This is a genomic window from Bradyrhizobium sp. 44 (assembly GCF_023073095.1).
GTDB lineage: Bacteria > Pseudomonadota > Alphaproteobacteria > Rhizobiales > Xanthobacteraceae > Bradyrhizobium.
Genome location: NZ_JADPIY010000029.1, coordinates 1,058,827 through 1,074,202 on the forward strand (window position 1 = coordinate 1,058,827; position 15,376 = coordinate 1,074,202).

At 64.0% G+C, this 15,376-nt stretch carries 18 protein-coding genes; 13 read left to right on the forward strand and 5 right to left on the reverse strand.

Going from position 1 to position 15,376, the window contains the following annotated elements; genetic code table 11:
* The first annotated feature begins 49 nt into the window (after nucleotides 1-49).
* The 8 genes from IVB41_RS30990 to IVB41_RS31025 all read left to right on the forward strand — a co-directional run bounded on the left by IVB41_RS30990 (nucleotide 50) and on the right by IVB41_RS31025 (nucleotide 4,657).
* Nucleotides 50-343: a hypothetical protein gene (locus IVB41_RS30990; RefSeq protein WP_247286908.1), complete on the forward strand. Its 294-nt coding sequence runs from the start codon at nucleotides 50-52 to the stop codon at nucleotides 341-343.
* A gap of 253 nt (nucleotides 344-596) precedes the next feature.
* Nucleotides 597-800: a hypothetical protein gene (locus IVB41_RS30995; RefSeq protein WP_247286906.1), complete on the forward strand. Its 204-nt coding sequence runs from the start codon at nucleotides 597-599 to the stop codon at nucleotides 798-800.
* On the forward strand, nucleotides 797-1,006 hold the full coding sequence (locus tag IVB41_RS31000) for a hypothetical protein (RefSeq protein WP_247438022.1): 210 nt from the start codon (nucleotides 797-799) through the stop codon (nucleotides 1,004-1,006). The genes IVB41_RS30995 and IVB41_RS31000 overlap by 4 nt, the downstream gene beginning before the upstream one ends.
* Before the next feature lie 80 nt (nucleotides 1,007-1,086).
* A complete protein-coding gene (locus IVB41_RS31005) occupies nucleotides 1,087-2,163 on the forward strand; it encodes a flavodoxin family protein (RefSeq protein WP_247438024.1) in 1,077 nt (358 codons plus the stop codon).
* Entirely contained in the window at nucleotides 2,160-3,065 is a 906-nt protein-coding gene (locus tag IVB41_RS31010) for an NAD(P)/FAD-dependent oxidoreductase (RefSeq protein ID WP_247438036.1), read from the forward strand. The genes IVB41_RS31005 and IVB41_RS31010 overlap by 4 nt, the downstream gene beginning before the upstream one ends.
* A gap of 18 nt (nucleotides 3,066-3,083) precedes the next feature.
* Complete coding sequence (locus tag IVB41_RS31015) at nucleotides 3,084-4,028, forward strand: cation diffusion facilitator family transporter (protein ID WP_247438037.1); 945 nt, start codon at nucleotides 3,084-3,086, stop codon at nucleotides 4,026-4,028.
* A 100-nt stretch (nucleotides 4,029-4,128) separates the two neighbouring features.
* Nucleotides 4,129-4,458: a four-helix bundle copper-binding protein gene (locus IVB41_RS31020; protein WP_027567375.1), complete on the forward strand. Its 330-nt coding sequence runs from the start codon at nucleotides 4,129-4,131 to the stop codon at nucleotides 4,456-4,458.
* A 10-nt stretch (nucleotides 4,459-4,468) separates the two neighbouring features.
* Complete coding sequence (locus IVB41_RS31025) at nucleotides 4,469-4,657, forward strand: hypothetical protein (protein ID WP_247286900.1); 189 nt, start codon at nucleotides 4,469-4,471, stop codon at nucleotides 4,655-4,657.
* Between the two features lie 22 nt (nucleotides 4,658-4,679).
* Here the strand turns inward: IVB41_RS31025 and IVB41_RS31030 are convergent, their stop codons facing one another.
* Entirely contained in the window at nucleotides 4,680-4,937 is a 258-nt protein-coding gene (locus tag IVB41_RS31030) for a hypothetical protein (protein ID WP_007603214.1), read from the reverse strand.
* Between the two features lie 288 nt (nucleotides 4,938-5,225).
* On the opposite strand from IVB41_RS31030, the gene IVB41_RS31035 reads away from it, so the two are divergent.
* Nucleotides 5,226-5,600 (forward strand): hypothetical protein, encoded by a 375-nt coding sequence (locus IVB41_RS31035; protein ID WP_247438039.1) that lies wholly within the window; start codon nucleotides 5,226-5,228, stop codon nucleotides 5,598-5,600.
* Nucleotides 5,601-5,603: 3 nt separating this feature from the next.
* On the opposite strand, the gene IVB41_RS31040 is transcribed toward IVB41_RS31035, so the two are convergent.
* Together IVB41_RS31040 and IVB41_RS31045 are read right to left on the reverse strand one after the other, a co-directional pair.
* Nucleotides 5,604-6,911, reverse strand: a complete 1,308-nt coding sequence (locus IVB41_RS31040) for a polysaccharide deacetylase family protein (RefSeq protein ID WP_247438041.1) — start codon at nucleotides 6,909-6,911, stop codon at nucleotides 5,604-5,606.
* A gap of 178 nt (nucleotides 6,912-7,089) precedes the next feature.
* The gene (locus IVB41_RS31045; protein WP_247438043.1) at nucleotides 7,090-7,863 is read right to left on the reverse strand and encodes a polysaccharide deacetylase family protein; all 774 of its coding nucleotides are present in this window, start codon (nucleotides 7,861-7,863) and stop codon (nucleotides 7,090-7,092) included.
* Between the two features lie 116 nt (nucleotides 7,864-7,979).
* Between IVB41_RS31045 and mgtE the strand changes: the two genes are divergently transcribed.
* The 4 genes from mgtE to IVB41_RS31065 all read left to right on the forward strand — a co-directional run bounded on the left by mgtE (nucleotide 7,980) and on the right by IVB41_RS31065 (nucleotide 11,906).
* Nucleotides 7,980-9,401 (forward strand): magnesium transporter, encoded by a 1,422-nt coding sequence (gene mgtE, locus IVB41_RS31050; protein ID WP_027567370.1) that lies wholly within the window; start codon nucleotides 7,980-7,982, stop codon nucleotides 9,399-9,401.
* 161 nt (nucleotides 9,402-9,562) lie between these two features.
* Entirely contained in the window at nucleotides 9,563-9,880 is a 318-nt protein-coding gene (locus tag IVB41_RS31055) for a DNA-binding transcriptional regulator (RefSeq protein WP_027567369.1), read from the forward strand.
* A gap of 171 nt (nucleotides 9,881-10,051) precedes the next feature.
* The gene (locus IVB41_RS31060; protein ID WP_247438045.1) at nucleotides 10,052-10,870 is read left to right on the forward strand and encodes an aldo/keto reductase; all 819 of its coding nucleotides are present in this window, start codon (nucleotides 10,052-10,054) and stop codon (nucleotides 10,868-10,870) included.
* 49 nt (nucleotides 10,871-10,919) lie between these two features.
* Nucleotides 10,920-11,906 (forward strand): hypothetical protein, encoded by a 987-nt coding sequence (locus IVB41_RS31065; protein WP_247438047.1) that lies wholly within the window; start codon nucleotides 10,920-10,922, stop codon nucleotides 11,904-11,906.
* A gap of 495 nt (nucleotides 11,907-12,401) precedes the next feature.
* Here the strand turns inward: IVB41_RS31065 and IVB41_RS31070 are convergent, their stop codons facing one another.
* Together IVB41_RS31070 and IVB41_RS31075 are read right to left on the reverse strand one after the other, a co-directional pair.
* Nucleotides 12,402-13,454: an HlyD family secretion protein gene (locus IVB41_RS31070; protein ID WP_027567366.1), complete on the reverse strand. Its 1,053-nt coding sequence runs from the start codon at nucleotides 13,452-13,454 to the stop codon at nucleotides 12,402-12,404.
* Nucleotides 13,451-14,716, reverse strand: coding sequence for a glycosyltransferase (locus IVB41_RS31075; protein ID WP_247438050.1), 1,266 nt, complete (start codon nucleotides 14,714-14,716; stop codon nucleotides 13,451-13,453). The genes IVB41_RS31070 and IVB41_RS31075 overlap by 4 nt, the downstream gene beginning before the upstream one ends.
* Between the last annotated feature and the right edge of the window lie 660 nt (nucleotides 14,717-15,376).

Sequence of the window (15,376 nt, forward strand, 5' to 3'; positions counted from 1 at the left end):
GATCGGGTGTTCCGAGGTACTTGATCCAGGTTAGTGTTCGCGGCTGTTTTTGAGCGGACGGCTGGTTTTGAGCAACTTACGTAACTTACGTAAAGGCGCCTTCGTCGCGAAGCTTTTATACTCTCGCTCCATGAACGACGTCCTCCTTTCCCGCGCTGAGCGCGCGATCGAAGCAAGCCGCGTCCTTCGGGCGCAGCACAGAGCGGTCGCGGATCAGCTTGAAAATGCGAAGCGCGAGGTGCGCCGCGTGGTGATGGAAAGTGCGATGTTGCGTGCGGAGCTCAAGGCTCTTCGCGACGATCGCGAAGAGCAGCCCGCCCAACACCTTGTGCCGCCGGAATAGGAGCCGACGAAGTGAACGTGCAGCACGCGCCCCATGGCGCCCCGCTGCGGGCGTCCGGCGCTGCTCGGCCGCTGTCCTTCGCACCGCAAAATCACGCACCGTTAACTTACTGAAATGCAGGAACCTGCGGTTGCGGCCGAAGCTCTGAACGCTGCCGGTCTGGGCCGCCCCAACCGGCACGAAACTCCGGCCCCGGCGCCGACCTCCCGCCGGGGCCAATTTCCTTCCATCCAAAGGGTTTTGTGAAAGTACAATGACCGCCAAACGCAACCGCAGGAAACAAACCCAATCGCTCCAGGAGCGATTAGCGGCATTCGCCGAAACCGCCCGCGAGCGCGCGCGCAGCCTGCCGCCCGGCAAGGAGCGCGACATGCTGCTTCGGCGCGCCATGCAGAACGAAGTGACCTCGAACCTGACGGACTGGTTGAGCGAACCCGTCTACCCGAGACGAGGATGATGATGATGCGGAGCATCAAGCACTACCGTGCTTTCCAGATCGATCCGGACGGGCATGTGTTTGGATGCATCAACCTGGTCTGCGACGATGACGAACAGGCCAAGCGCGAGGCCGCCTCGCTCGTGCTGGTGCACCGCATCGAACTGTGGCGGCTGGACCAGCGCATCGCGCAGTTCGATGTGCCGCTGGAAGTTGTCCGCCAGTAGAGCGACGAGAGGAGAGCGACGAGGAACCGCGCGCTGCGCCCCGGGTTGGTCGGACTGTACCGACCTCGCGAGGAGCCAGCATGACGGAAGCCGACGTTCGCAAGGGGATGCCGCCCGTCAAGCTCTCGCGCGAGGCGTTCGAGCGTCGCTACCGGAGCCGGTTCGTCGATCCCGCCTTTGCACCGCTCCAGCGCGAGCTCGACGCGATCGTCGGCGCGGCCTGGGATGCCTACAGCGGTTCACGCAAGGCCCCGCTGACGCGAAAGGCGGGCGCGGGATTCGCCGATCCCGGTTACGACATCGCCGTCGACTGGCTTGATGCGCGCGCGAAGATCCTGGCGGCGCAGCGACGCCATGACGATGCGGACGAGACGCCGCGCATCCTCATCATCAACGGCTCGGCCCGCAGCGAGCACACCTGTCCCGGCGAGATGTCCAAGACCTGGCGTCTGGTCGAGCTCGCCGAGCCGGTCTTTGCCGAGCTTGGCTTTGCCGTCGACATCCTCGATCTGTCGCGCCTGGCTTCGGAGTTCGGCAAGACGATCCATCCCTGCAAATCCTGCGTCGGAACCGCGATGCCGCTCTGCCACTGGCCGTGCAGCTGCTATCCGAACTATTCGCTGGGGCAGACCGACGACTGGATGAACGATATCTATCCGCTGTGGGTCGCCGCCCACGGCATCCTGATCGTGACGCCGGTGAACTGGTATCACGTGCCCGCCGGACTGAAGGCGATGATGGATCGCATGGTCTGCGCCGACGGCGGCAATCCCGATCCGACCTCGACCCACGGCAAGAAGGCGGACGAAGCCAAGGCGCTGGAGCTGAAGGGCTGGTCTTATCCGCGCCATCTCGCCGGCCGTCATTTTGGTCTCGTCGTTCACGGCGATGCGGTCGGTGCCGAGGGTGTGCGCCGGGCCTTGTCGGATTGGCTGACCGACATGCAGCTGATCTCGGCGGGCCGCTTCGCCGAGCTCGATGGCTATGTCGGCTACATGGAGCCATACGCCACCTCGCACGGCGACCTCGACGACGACAGGGCATTCCAGACAGAGGTGCAGAACGTCGCGCGCGCACTCGGCAATGCGGTCCGGCTGGCGCGGAGTGGACAGCTTCGCGAGCCGGGTGCGGGCCTGTCCGATCCAAACCCAAAATGACGGAGTATGATCAGCCGTATGATTGCCTGATCGTCGGCGGGGGCCCCGCCGGGCTGATGGCTGCGATCTACCTCGCGCGATTTCGGCGCCGCGTCTGTGTCGTGGACGCAGGCGCGAGCCGGGCGGCGCTGATCCCGCGCAGTCACAATGTGCCGGGCTTCGTCCACGGCCTGTCCGGCACCGACCTGCTCGCGCGCATGTCCGCGCAACTCAGCGAGCTCGCGGTCACGCGCGTTGATGCCGAGGTCACCGGCTTGCGACGACACGATCACGGTTTTCAGGCGATCTGGAACGGCGGCGCGCATACGGCCGCCACCGTCATCCTTGCCAGCGGCATCGTCGACGTCCATCCGCCGTTCGACGAATGGCGCGCGGCGGTCGCGGACGGGCTGTTGCGCTACTGTCCCGTTTGCGACGCCTTCGAGGCGATCGGCCGTCGTATCGGCATCGTCGGTCCGCTTGACCGCGCCGCCGGCAAGGCGCTCTTCATGCGCGGCTACTCGCGCGACGTGACGCTGCTGGCAACGGGCGAGGATGACGGGAAGACCGCCGCACAGGAGCTGAATGAAGCGGGTGTCGAGATCGTCGTCGCGCCCGGCCTGCGCCTGAGGCGGAGAGACGACAGCATCGAAGCCGTCTTCGCAGGAGGCCACACTGCGCAATTCGAGATGGTCTACCCCGCGATGGGTGCGGAGGTGCGCTCGCATCTCGCGATGAAGCTGGGGGCCGAGCATACCGGGGAGGGTTACCTGAAAGTCGACGACCATCAGCGCAGCTCAGTCGATGGGCTCTACGGGATCGGCGACGTCGTTACCGACCTGCACCAGATCTCGGTCGCGTTCGGCCACGCCGCGGTCGCCGCCTGCACCATCCATCACAGCTTGCCGCGGCGGCTGGCATGAGGAGCGGGGTATCGGACATTGGCAACAGAATCATCCTCGAAGACCGCGGTCTATGCGGCGCTCTTCGGCAATGTCCTGGTCGCGGTCACGAAGATTGGCGCCGCCGCCTGGACGGGAAGTTCGGCCATGACGAGCGAAGCGGTGCATTCGCTCGTCGACACGACCAACGAGATCCTGCTGCTCTACGGCTACCGGCGCGCAAGCCGTTCGCCCGACGAATCCCATCCGCTCGGTTATGGGCGCGAGCTGTATTTCTGGAGCTTCATCGTTGCGCTGCTGATCTTCGCCCTGGGCGCCGGTGTCTCGCTGTATCAGGGCATTCTGCATGTCGCCGCACCCGAGCCGATCGAAAGTCCGATCGTCAGCTTCGTGGTGCTCGGGCTGTCGTTCCTGTTTGAAGGCGGCTCCTGGTTGGTTGCCCTGCGGCGCTTCGGCCCGGACGGCCGGCGGTTCGGTTATTACCAGGCTTTCGTTCGCAGCAAGGATCCTCCGGCATTCATGGTGCTGCTCGAGGACAGCGCGGCGCTGGTCGGCATCGCCATTGCCGCGGCGGCCACCGCGGCGGCCGTATGGCTGCGCCAGCCGGTCTGGGACGGGATCGGTTCGATCCTGATCGGGATCTTGCTGGCGATCGTGTCGATCGGTCTCGCGCGCGAGAGCAAGAGCCTGCTGATCGGCGAGCCTGCCGATCCGGAACTTGCGCGATCGGTCCTCGACATCGCAAGACGTTCGCCCGGCGTGCTCAGGGCCAACGGTCTTCTGACGGTGCAGCTGTCGCCGGTCGAGATCGTTGCGGCCCTCAGCATCGAATTTGCGGATGACAAGCGCGCCGACGACATCGAGCGATGCGTCGTTTCGATCGAGGCCGAGATACGCAAACGCCATCCAAGCGTGGCGGCGCTGTTCATCAAGCCGCAGACCGATGCTCGCTACCGGGCGGTGCGCGCGAGGCGTTACGGCTAGCTTCGCGAAGTTCCCCGGTGTCACAATCGGCAGGACGGCAGGAACGATCGCAACATCCCACTGGTTGACCCATGCAGGGGGCGAGCATTGGAGACACCGGATGGCTCAATCCGAAGACATGACGCGCTGCATCGCGCTCTGCATGAGCTGCTACCAGACCTGCCTCGGCACCGCGATGAACCATTGCCTCGAGACCGGCGGCAAGCACGTCGAGCCCAAGCATTTCCGCCTGATGATGGCGTGCGCCGAAATGTGCCGGACGGCGGCGCATTTCATGCTGATCAACACGCCGCATCACCGGCACACATGCGGCGAATGCGCCGAAATCTGCAGCGAATGCGCCGAGGATTGCGAGCGGGTCGGCGGCATGGAGGAGTGCGTCGCAATGTGCCGCTCCTGCGCACAATCCTGCCGTGCGATGGCGGCCTGAGGACAAGCCCATGCTGGAAGAGAAACTCACGGAAGCCATCGTCGAGGAGCTGAAGCGGCAGGCGGCCAACCGGCCGCAATCGCTGAAGGTCGAACGGGCGGACGACGCGAAAGCCTCGGAGGAGCTGATCGTCAACGGCAAGATCGACTTGGCCGCGTTGGTCATGGTGATCGCCGGATCTGTCGCCGGCGGACCTTAGGTCCGGCCGGTCAACGGCGCTCTCAGCCATACTCTTCGCCGATGCCGTATTCCCGGTAGATCTCCAGCGGATCGAGGTCGGGAAACAGCCGGCATTTGGCCTGTGCGAGATGCAGGCTCACCGCCGCCGGCTCCTTGCCGTTCGAGAGCATCTTGCGGATGTCGTCCATATGCGCGCTCGGCTGGTGCTTGGTGTCGAGCTGTTCCAGCGCGACTAAGGCAGTCGCCAGCGCCTCGGTCAGAACCCAGTCGTCGTGGCCGGTGATTCCCTTCTTCGGCATCGGCAGACCCCACATGTGGCGGCCCCAGTCTATCGGGACTTCCGCCAAATCTCCAAGGAGCCGTTGCATCCAACAGGCGCGCGGAAGGCACCGGCGGCCTTGCTCCGGCTTGCATTATGGCCGGGCGTGGCTAAAAGGCGGCATTGCAGGGGCAATAGTATCTTTGTTGAAACAAAGTTGGCGTAGACGGGCCTGCATGGCATTCAGGCCGGCTGTTCCGGTCTGGGCTCCTGATCCCCGCATTTGCAACACGGTCCGGTTGCGCCACCCTCCAAGGCTTGAGCCCGCATGGTCTTTTTAAGCTTCGTCTATCGCTTCGTGACCAACTTCGCATTCATGGCGATGGTCTATTTCAGCCTGAATTTCATGGAGAAGTACCAGAACCGGGCGATCATCGCGATCCTGGTGCTGGTCTATACCGGCATGCGCGCAGCTTCGACGCTGCGGGCGTTCTACTTCTACCAGAAGATCGAGCGGCTGGAGGCTGAGACCAAGCGGCTGCAAGGGCCGATCAATGACGGCGCGGGCGGAACGAACGCGCGCAGGCAGGTCGTGATTGACGTCGCCCGGCTGCGGCGCGACGGCGAGGTCAAGTCCTATATGGACCTGTTCTTCCTGGCGCTGATCGTCTTGCTCTGCGTCGCCAACATCATGCGACAGTAAGCTCTACTGCGCGCGCTTCTTCAGGCTCGCCACGCGGGTCGGGCGCGGCGCGGCGCTCTTGGGCGCAGTGCTCTTGGGGGTAGTGCCCTCGGCCTCTGCGGCATGCTTCGGTGTGCCATGAACAGCGTGCGCGGTGCGGGGAGCGCGCGCCTTGCCGGCTTTGCTCTTGGCCGCGCGGGGCGTCTCGGCTGCCATCGCCAGGCGCGTCGCGGCGCGCCGCGACAAGGTCGTCGACAGCAGCACCTCGACCGAGCCTTCCGGGATCGCAAAGAGATCGCGGCCAGGCACGGGCAGGGTGGCCGCGACATTGGCGAGCGCCATGGTCTTGTGCGGCAGCAGCGGTTGGTGCGCGGCCTGTGCGTTGAGGTCGGCCAGCGAGGGTGCCGGAAGCATCTTGGTCTGCGCGAACACGAAGTTCGGCACGGCCGGCCAGCGCGCGATCGGTGTGGTCTCGGTCGGCGGATGCAGCAGCCATTCGACCGGCGTTGTCGGCGTCGCCGGCTGCTCGGGGGTCGCGGGCACCACGTGCACGATGCGATAGCCGCGTGCCTTGAGATCGCGGATGATCTTCGGCAGCGCCGCCACGGTGCGGGCCTGGATGTCGTGCAGCAGCAGGATGCCCTTGCCCTTGGCCTCAAGCCGCTGGATCGCGAGCTGATAGACGCGGTCGGACGACACATGGCGCCAGTCATCGGCCGGGAAATCGGCGCTCCAGACCTGGATCCCGCGCGAGATCAGAACGTTCTCGACGCCGTCGGCGCGCATCAGGCCGGGAATGCGGAAGAACGGCGCGAGCTTGGACGGATCGGTCATTGCGGCCGATGTCCACTCGATGCCGCCATTGATCTGCGCCTCGGCCTTGTCGAGCGGCATCCGGTCCATTGTGAGCGGATGGTTCATGCTGTGCGTGCCGACGGTATGGCCCGCTGCGACCAGCTTGCGCACGCCTTCCGGGTTCGCCTTGGCCTGTTCGCCAATGATGAAGAAGGTCGCCTTGATGCACTCGTCGGCGAGGATCTGCAGCACCTGGTTGGAATATTTCGGCAAGGGGCCGTCGTCGAAGGTCAGGACGACTTCATGGTCCTTCAGCGGCAGCGTCTCGCGGTACTGCATGGTGCCGATGCGGGGATGCTCGTGCGGATCGACCACGAGCGTGCGGGAGGTCCCGAGCGCGTCCGGATGGCCGGGGCACTCGGCCGCAATGGCCGCCTGCGCGCCGATGGTCAGGACACCAAGCAATCCGCCAAGGAATCCGCCAAGGCAAAGGACGATCCACGATCGCGTCCGGGCAACAACGCTGCTTCCGATCATGAACCCCGTCTGCCCTCTTGCGCGATTGCCGCCATAGTAGGTCGGAGACATCAGCAAACGGTTCAGGCGCAAGAACCGTTGCCGTTGCAAGTCCCTTCAATACTTGCATGGCGTAGCATGAACAGACTGTTAATAGGGCCCAAATCACCCCATTTTGCGCCGGCGTGACATTCCGGCATCAATGCGCGTCGGCACTCTTCTGCGATGCGCCCGCCGGCACGACGTGAACCACCCGATAGCCGTTCTCCCTCAGATACCGCAGGAAGGCCGGCATGATCGCGGCCGTGCGCGCCTTGGGATCGTGGAACAGGATGATCCCCTTGCCGGCGGCGGCGAGCCGCTCGGTGACGAGCTTCAATTCCTGCTCCGGCGTCATCTCGTTCCAGTCGCTGGCCCACAGGTCAGCCCCGAACACGACGATGCCGCGGGACTGGAGCAGGTCGAGCTCGGCTTGCGTCGCTTCGAAATAGGGAAACCGGAAGAACGGCGTCGAGGGTATCGTCGTCGGCGTGCCGTGCAGCGCCATCTCGTCGGCGGCAATGCCGCGGTCGATCTCGGTCTTCGCTTTTTCGAGCGGGATCCGCGCCATGAACGGATGCGAGAAGGTGTGGTGGCCGATGCTGTGGCCCTCGCGCGCGATGCGCTTGACCATCTCAGGGTGTTCGGAGGCGTGCAGGCCGATCAGGAAGAAGGTCGCGCGCACGCATTCCTGCGCCAGCGCCGCCAATACCTTCGACGTCGTCGGCGGATGCGGTCCGTCGTCGAAGGTTAGCACGACCTCGTGATCGGCGAGGGCCAACGTCTGCGGAAAGCTCTTCAGGCCCACGCGCGGCGTGGTCTTGGCGTCGACGCTCAGAATGCGGGAGGTGCCGAGCGCGTCCTTGCGCGGGCACTCGGCGGCTTTAGTCGAGGCGATGCCGGTGAGGGCCGCGAGGGCTGCGCCTGCCGCCATCGAGGTCCGCCTCAGTCGAAGCATCTTTGTCATTGCGCTCGGAGTTGCCTTGTGGGTATTGCCTGAACCAACAGCTCAGACCACTCGTTCCAACCTGTCGGACGGCGAGGCGCGCCATGGATGAACATCTGGACGGTGCCGCGTCTGCCGCGGAATCGGTACTCGACCACGTGCCGATGCGCAATGAAGACGGCGAAATTCGTCACGAATTCGTCGCGGAAATTGCCCATGCGATCGAGGCCGGCGACAGCGCCGCGCTGCGGGCCTGCGTTGCCGAGCTGCACGAGGCCGATCTCGGCGATCTCATCGGGGCTCTCGAGCCCGACGATCGGGTCCGCCTGGTCGAGCTGACGGGACGCGATTTCGACTTCTCCGCGCTGAACGAGCTCGACGAGGGCGTGCGCGAGGAGATCCTCGAGGAATTGCCGCCGCAGACGGTCGCGGAAGGTGTGCGCGAGCTCGAATCCGACGACGCGGTCGAGCTGCTGGAAACGCTCGATCAGGCCGATCAGGAGGAGATCCTCGAGAAGCTGCCGCTCAAGGAGCGCGTCGTGCTCGAGCGCAGCCTGCTTTATCCGGAAAATTCCGCCGGTCGCCGGATGCAGACCGAGTTCATCGCGGTGCCGCAGGATTTCACGGTGGGACAGGCGATCGACTACATGCGCGAGACGCCGGATCTGCCCGACCGCTTCTACGAGATCTATGTGGTCGACAAGGAGCAGCACTGGCAGGGCGCGGTCTCGCTCGACGTGCTGCTGCGTGCCCGCCGCCCGGTGGCGCTTGCCGAGCTGACTGACGAGGATCGCCGCCGCGTCTCCGTCCTGGAGGACCAGGAGGAGGTGGCCCGCATGTTCGGCAAGTACAACCTCGTCGCGGCCCCCGTGCTCGACACCCAGGACCGCCTCGTCGGCGTCATCACCGTCGACGACGTTGTCGACGTCATCGAGGAAGAGGCGGACGAGGACCTCAAGGCGCTCGGCGGCGTCAACAGCGACGAAGAGCTGTCCGACACGGTGTTCACCATTGCACGCGCGCGGTTCAACTGGCTGCTGGTCAATCTCGCCACCGCCTTTCTGGCGTCCTCCGTGCTCGGCCTGTTCGAGGGCCAGCTCGAGAAGATGGTGGCGCTCGCCGTGCTGGCGCCGATCGTCGCAAGCCAGGGCGGCAATGCCGCGACCCAGACCATGACGGTCGCGGTGCGGGCGCTGGCGACGCGCGAGCTCGGCTCCTCCAATGCATGGCGCGTCGTGGTGCGCGAGGGTCTGGTCGGCCTCGTCAACGGTCTCGCCTTTGCCGTGATCACGGGCGTCGCTGCGGTGGCCTGGTTCAGGATCCCGGGCCTTGGCATCGTCATCGGACTCGCGATCATCGTGAACCTCTTCGCCGGCGCGCTCGGCGGCATCCTGATCCCGATGGCACTCGAACGCGTGCGAGCCGATCCGGCGGTGGCGTCAGGCACGTTCGTGACAACGGTCACCGACGTCGTCGGCTTCTTCTCCTTCCTGGGAATTGCGACCTTGTGGTTCGGGCTCAGGTAGGAGCTGTTGAAATCCGTAGCCTGGATGGAGCGAAGCGTCATCCGGGCCGCCGGGTCGGCTCCAGAGACGCCCCGGATTGCGCTGCGCTCCATCCGGGCTACTGGCCTTCATCTTTAATTCGAACTTAAGCGGCCTGCCGCATCATCGCCTTGCTTGGGGGAATGAGCATGCGTGTGCGGCTGAAGGCGGACGGACGGATCGTCGAGTTGCGGGATGGGCAGGAGTTTCCGGTCCAGCCATTTCCAATCCAGCCGGTACCCAACGCAGCGCCGGCCGAAGCCAGCTCGCTCGCCGTGCGCGATTTACGCCGCCGCGCCTGCCTGACGCAGATGGAGTTTGCGGCGAAGCTCGGCGTTCCCGTCGAGACCATCCGCAACTGGGAGCAGGGCAAGCGGGCCCCGCGGGGACCCGCCCGCGCGCTGCTCGCCGTGATCGCGCATGCGCCCGACACCGTGTTCCAGGCGCTCGCCAAAGCCTGAGCTCAAAGCCTGACGTCATGGCTTGAGTCAGGGCTTGGCGCGAACCTCCCGTTAGCATTGCGCCGAAGATCCGGCTCGGCCGCCGACGTCGCCCGTTGGCAGTGTCGCCAGCCGGGTTCATAATGACGCCTGGATGATGATTTGGGGCGACCGCGACAGAGAGGATTCCTCATGCTGTTCGTCGAGACCAATGGCGCAAGGATACCGGCGATCGGGCTGGGAACCTGGGAGCTGAGCGGGCGCATGTGCGCGCGTGTGGTCGAGCAGGCACTGCGGCTCGGCTATCGCCACATCGATACCGCACAGGTCTACGAGAATGAGCGCGAGGTCGGCGACGGCCTGCGCGCCTCCGGCGTGCGCCGCGACGACATCTTCCTGACGACGAAGGTCTGGACCAATCATTTCGCGCCCCACGATCTCGAACGCTCGGTCAAGGAGAGTCTGGTGCGCATGCGGCTTCCCTCCGTCGATCTCTTGCTGCTGCACTGGCCCAATTCGCACGTGCCGCTGGAGGAGACGTTGGGCGCGCTGTCGCATGCCAAGCGCACGGGCCTGACCCGCCACATCGGCGTCTCCAATTTCACCGTGGCGCTGATCAAACAGGCGGTGGCGTTGTCGCCGGAGCCGCTGGCCTGCAACCAGGTCGAATACCACCCTTATCTCGACCAGACGAAGGTGAGGGCGGCCTGCGATCAGCACGGGCTCGCTCTGGTCGCCTACAGCCCGATCGCCAGGGGGCGGATCAAGAGCGACCAGACGCTCGCCGAGATCGGGCGTCTGCATCACAAGACGCCGGCGCAGATCTGCCTGCGCTGGCTGCTGCAACAGAATGTCGCTGCGATCCCGCGCACCTCGCGCGTCGAACGCCTGTCGGAAAACATCGAGATCTTCGATTTCGAGCTTTCGGACGACGAGATGGCCCAAATCGCCGCGCTGGCCAGTCCCAAGGGCCGCCTGACCGATTTCGGCTTCGCGCCAAAATGGGATTGAGAGGGGGCTGCCGTATGCTAGGACCAGCTTGGCAACCTGAAGTCAGGCGATGGAACTGCGGAAGATCATACGGACGGACATTGCAGCGTCGGCGATCGCCCATCTGACGCTGGTCGCGCTGATCATCGTGATCAGCGAAGTCCATCCGTTTCACGCCAGCCCGCCCGAATCGGTTTCCGTCAGCATCGTGACGCCGGAGCAGGTGAAGCAGGAGGAGGCCAAGGCCGAGGAGAAGGCCGAGGAAAAACTCAAGGCGAAGCCGCCGGAGCCGACCCCTGACCTGAAACTGCCGAAGCTGGATTTCACCGACAAGGACAAGGCGGCCGCCGCGCCGAAGCCCGAGGCGAAGCAGCAGGCCGCAGCACCGTCCTCGAAGCAGCAGGCCTCGCCCGAACAGCCGCAGCAAAAACAGCCGCAGCCACAGCCTTCACAGACGCCTCAGCAGCAGCGCGAGGCAAACACGCAGACGCAACCGCAGCCTCAACAGCCACAGCCTCAGCCATCGCAGTCGCCGCCGCCTCAGGCCATGCCGCAGCCCCCCACGCCGCAACTCCTGCCGCAAGCGATGCCGCAGCCAGAGGCCGCGCCGCCCCCGTCCTATCAGGCGCCGGAGCCCGACGTCACCGTCAAGTACGGTGTCATGCTGGGCCTGCCGCCGGAATTGCCGACGGAGCTGCCGAAGGACGCCCCCAAGGACGATGGCGGCGATGCCAAGGATTCAATCGCGGCCAAGCTGCCGGCCGAAATCATCGCCGAGCTGCGCCGTCACTTGCGAAGCTGCGCCAAGCTGCCGGCGGGGGTCGCGCCGACCGACAACGTCAACATAAAGCTGCGCACGGTGCTCGCCACCGACGGCACGCTGGCGCGCGAGCCGATCCTGATCGAAGCCCCGCCGTCCGCGAAGGGCGTGGCGCTTGTGAAGTCCGCCATGAGCGCGCTTCAGGCCTGCCAGCCCTACAAGATGCTGCCGGCCGACAAATACGGGGAATGGAAGGTGATGGACCTGCCGTTCAGCCCACGGGATTTCGGCGGATAGCAGGTCATCATGTAGCCCGGATGGCTTGTCCGCCGTAGCTCTAAGAGCGAAGGCGGAAGCGAAGCGTAATCCGGGGCCGCTCGCCCGGCATTCGGCACCTTCCCGGATTACGCCGCTGCGCTCCATCCGGACTTGCTGCTCAGCGCATAGAATGACCGTACGTCCAACTTTGCGTCTGGCGACGGACAAGCCCGAGATCGCCGCTAGTCCTTACAAGCCAGCCGGAGCACACGCTGGGGACACCACCATCTCAACCCAACACCTTGTGCACCGCGCGCTAGTGCCCAGGATCTCGCATGCTGGGTCAGCCGACACAATGTCGCGGCAGCACTTCGGGCACGTATATCCCGCGATGCTTGGTGCGAAGTCATACTCCGGACCAACGTAGGCGCAGATCATGTGGTGGAATACTGGAAACGAGATCAGAGCGGATGAGCCGCAAGCCGGGCAATTCGTTTGAGTCCCTTCGATCTGCATGCTGCACCTCGCTCCCTCTCACAGCTCGTCGAGCCCGAATAGTCCCACCAGCACGGAAGCGATCCGCGCGCTGAGTTGCGTATAGTGCATGTGGACGTCGACGGCCGAGTTCAGCGCCGGGAGATGCGCGCCTGGGCTGAACCTAATTCGCGCGATTTGCGAGGCGGTACGCTCGCGCGCCACTGACGAGCCCGGTCCCGGGTACACATCTGACACCGGCAGGATTTCAATGATCTCGCCCAGAATTCGCCGGTTGCCGAACAGGACAAACACTTCGTTGCCGACTTTTGGATCGGACAGGCGTTCGTTAGGAACGTACCAGTCGACGAAGACATCAGTGGGGTCGAGAATTTCTGCAATCGGAGTGCCCGCCACCAGCGATTGGCCGGCGCGCGCAGGATTGTTCGCGACTATGCCAGCTATGGGCGCGAAGACTCTCCCATCTGCAAAGCTGCTTTCAACCTTTTCGAGGCGATCACCGAGTTGCCGGCTGAATTCGTCGAGAGCGGCCAATTGAGTGCTGGCTTCGGCGGCTTCCGCCTCCTGCGAGACCACGGCTTTGTTCGCCAAGGCGCGCTCCCGGGACATGTCTATACGGTAATTCAGGCTCGCGGCTGATGAGTTTGCGATAAGTTCGACGGCTTCCTCAGCAAGCCGCAGATGTGAGCGCGCCGCGTCGAGAGATTCGCGCGCAACCCGGGCCTTGACACGCAGTTCCGCTCTGCGGCCGGCGATGTCCGCGAGCGAGCGCATATAGGTGGCGACAATTTCATCGTGCTGCGGAGACCGAACCCTTCCGATTTCTTCGCCGGCCTTGACCGATGCACCTCTCAGCACCGTGATGCTGTTGATCTGCACGATGTAAGGCAGTGAAATCAAATATCTTGGTGAGGACACGCTGCCCGGCCCGCCGAGATAGAGAATTGGCCTCCCGAAATAGACGACAAAGAATGCGAGTATGCCGAATACGATTGTCGCATAGGCGGCGCGGACAGCCCGTCCCGCCGCGCGCCGACGGCTCTCGATGGGGTCGGGGATATGGGGATCGAGTCGTGTTAGCGTGATGGTCATTTGGCCACTTCCTTCGTCCGATCGCCGAATAGTGCACGGCGAACGCGCGGCGGCACGAAATCATCGTTCCGCGACGAGGCAAAGATGATTTCCGAAGAGTAGGAAAAGAACCGCGCGCACTTCAGATAGACGCCTTGGTAAAGCGGAAAGATCAGCGCCATCTTCCAGCCGAAGGTTCCGACGGATCGATGGAATAGGGCGAACACAAGTGCCATATTGAAGACCGAGATCCAGAGCAGCAGCACGTATATCGCCGAAAGAAACAACACGGCATCCGAGCCGAACAACAGCACAATGTAGGCCAAGTAGAATGGCAGGCTGAGCGTCGGAACGAGATCGAAGACGATGAAGTCCAGCCGTTGGATTGTGTCCGGTAAACGCTCTAGCGGGTGGCGAAAACTCAGCTCGCCATACATCATGAAACGGATGCGCAGAGCATCGCGATCCCAGCGCGCGCGCTGGCGCAGCAGACTTATGCCGCTTGCGGGGGCGGCTGTTTCCGCCCAGGCGTCGGACACGAAGCGAATGACATAGCCGAGCCTGCGGAGCCGCAAGGTGTATTCCATATCCTCTCCCGGGCCGACGTCGAGCCCGCCCTGCTGCGCGAAAATATCCCGGCGATACATGGAACAGGCGCCGGACAGACACGCGATCGCATCCACCACGTCTAGGATCGACCGCCCCGCGGTGATCGACATCAGGTATTCGACGCTTTGAAGTCCTGTCCATATCGAGTCGCGCTCGTTGCTGATCGCGATGCTGCAACTTGCGCCGGCGACGAGCGGATCGCTGAACGCAGCCGCGAGGCGCTCAACCGCGTTCGGTTCGAAGACAGTGTCGGCATCTACGGTCAAGAGAAGATCGCCGCGGGCAAACCGTGCTGCAGCGTTGATGGCGGCGCTGCGGCCGCAGCGCGTCCCATGGCAGATGACCATGTCAACCTGCCCCTGCGCTCTCGCCCGCTCCGCGACCGCACGTGTTTCGTCGGTGGAGCCGTCGTCGACGACGATGATTTCGACAGGTCGGAGGGTTTGCCGGCGCAGCGAACTGATCGAAGGAGCAAGCCCGGAGCCGCCGTTGAACGTCGGGATAATCACGCTTACCCTCGCTTGGCAAACCGTCCCACTGGCGCTTCGCCGCTTCGAGTTGAACAGAGCAAGAGACACCAACGATAAGGTGTAGCGGGGGATGTCGAATATCAGCAGCGAGAAGGCGAGTAGAAATAAACTCGTTCCGGCGAGCACTTCGACCATTTCGGACATGCCGCCACCTCCACTACGACAGGACCACTCCGAGCATCCGACCAAACAAGGTGCGCAAGGCAATTATCAGACCAGAAAATGAAGACCATCGCGTTGATGGTCGAGTGGTAAATTGCGTAAACATTTGCTTTTTGTGTTTGCGCTATTCACCTGCAGCGTCGGCTTCGTCAGTTGACGATGACCGGCTCTCGAAGGCTGATTGTTGGCGTGCCGGCATCAGCGTTGCAGGGAGTTGTTTCCCGCGTCGATAAATCCCACAAGGTGACCAGGTCCGTCCAACCTTTCAGGCGCAAGACGGCCTCAGTCTGGAAAGACTGAGGCCGGTGGGGGCGTCGATGTACCGTTGGGGTCGGTACTCCAGAACTCTAATCGCGACGCACCAATCTGCGTATTGTCCTTGAGGACAACCAATCAGCACGTCGTCCCTCTCACACATCTGCGAACCGCCCGACGGGTATGCCGGACGGCGGTCCGTGCCACGCACACGCCGTTGATACGTGTCCTACCGACGCCGCAGGCAGCAGCGACTTCCGTAATCAGGCTTTCGGGCTGTGAAATCGGGGCAGGTGTCATCGCCTGAGCCGATACTGCGAAGAAGAAGGCGGACGTGGCAATTCCGAGCGACTTGATCATATCGAGCTCCCTGGAAGCGCCCAACCG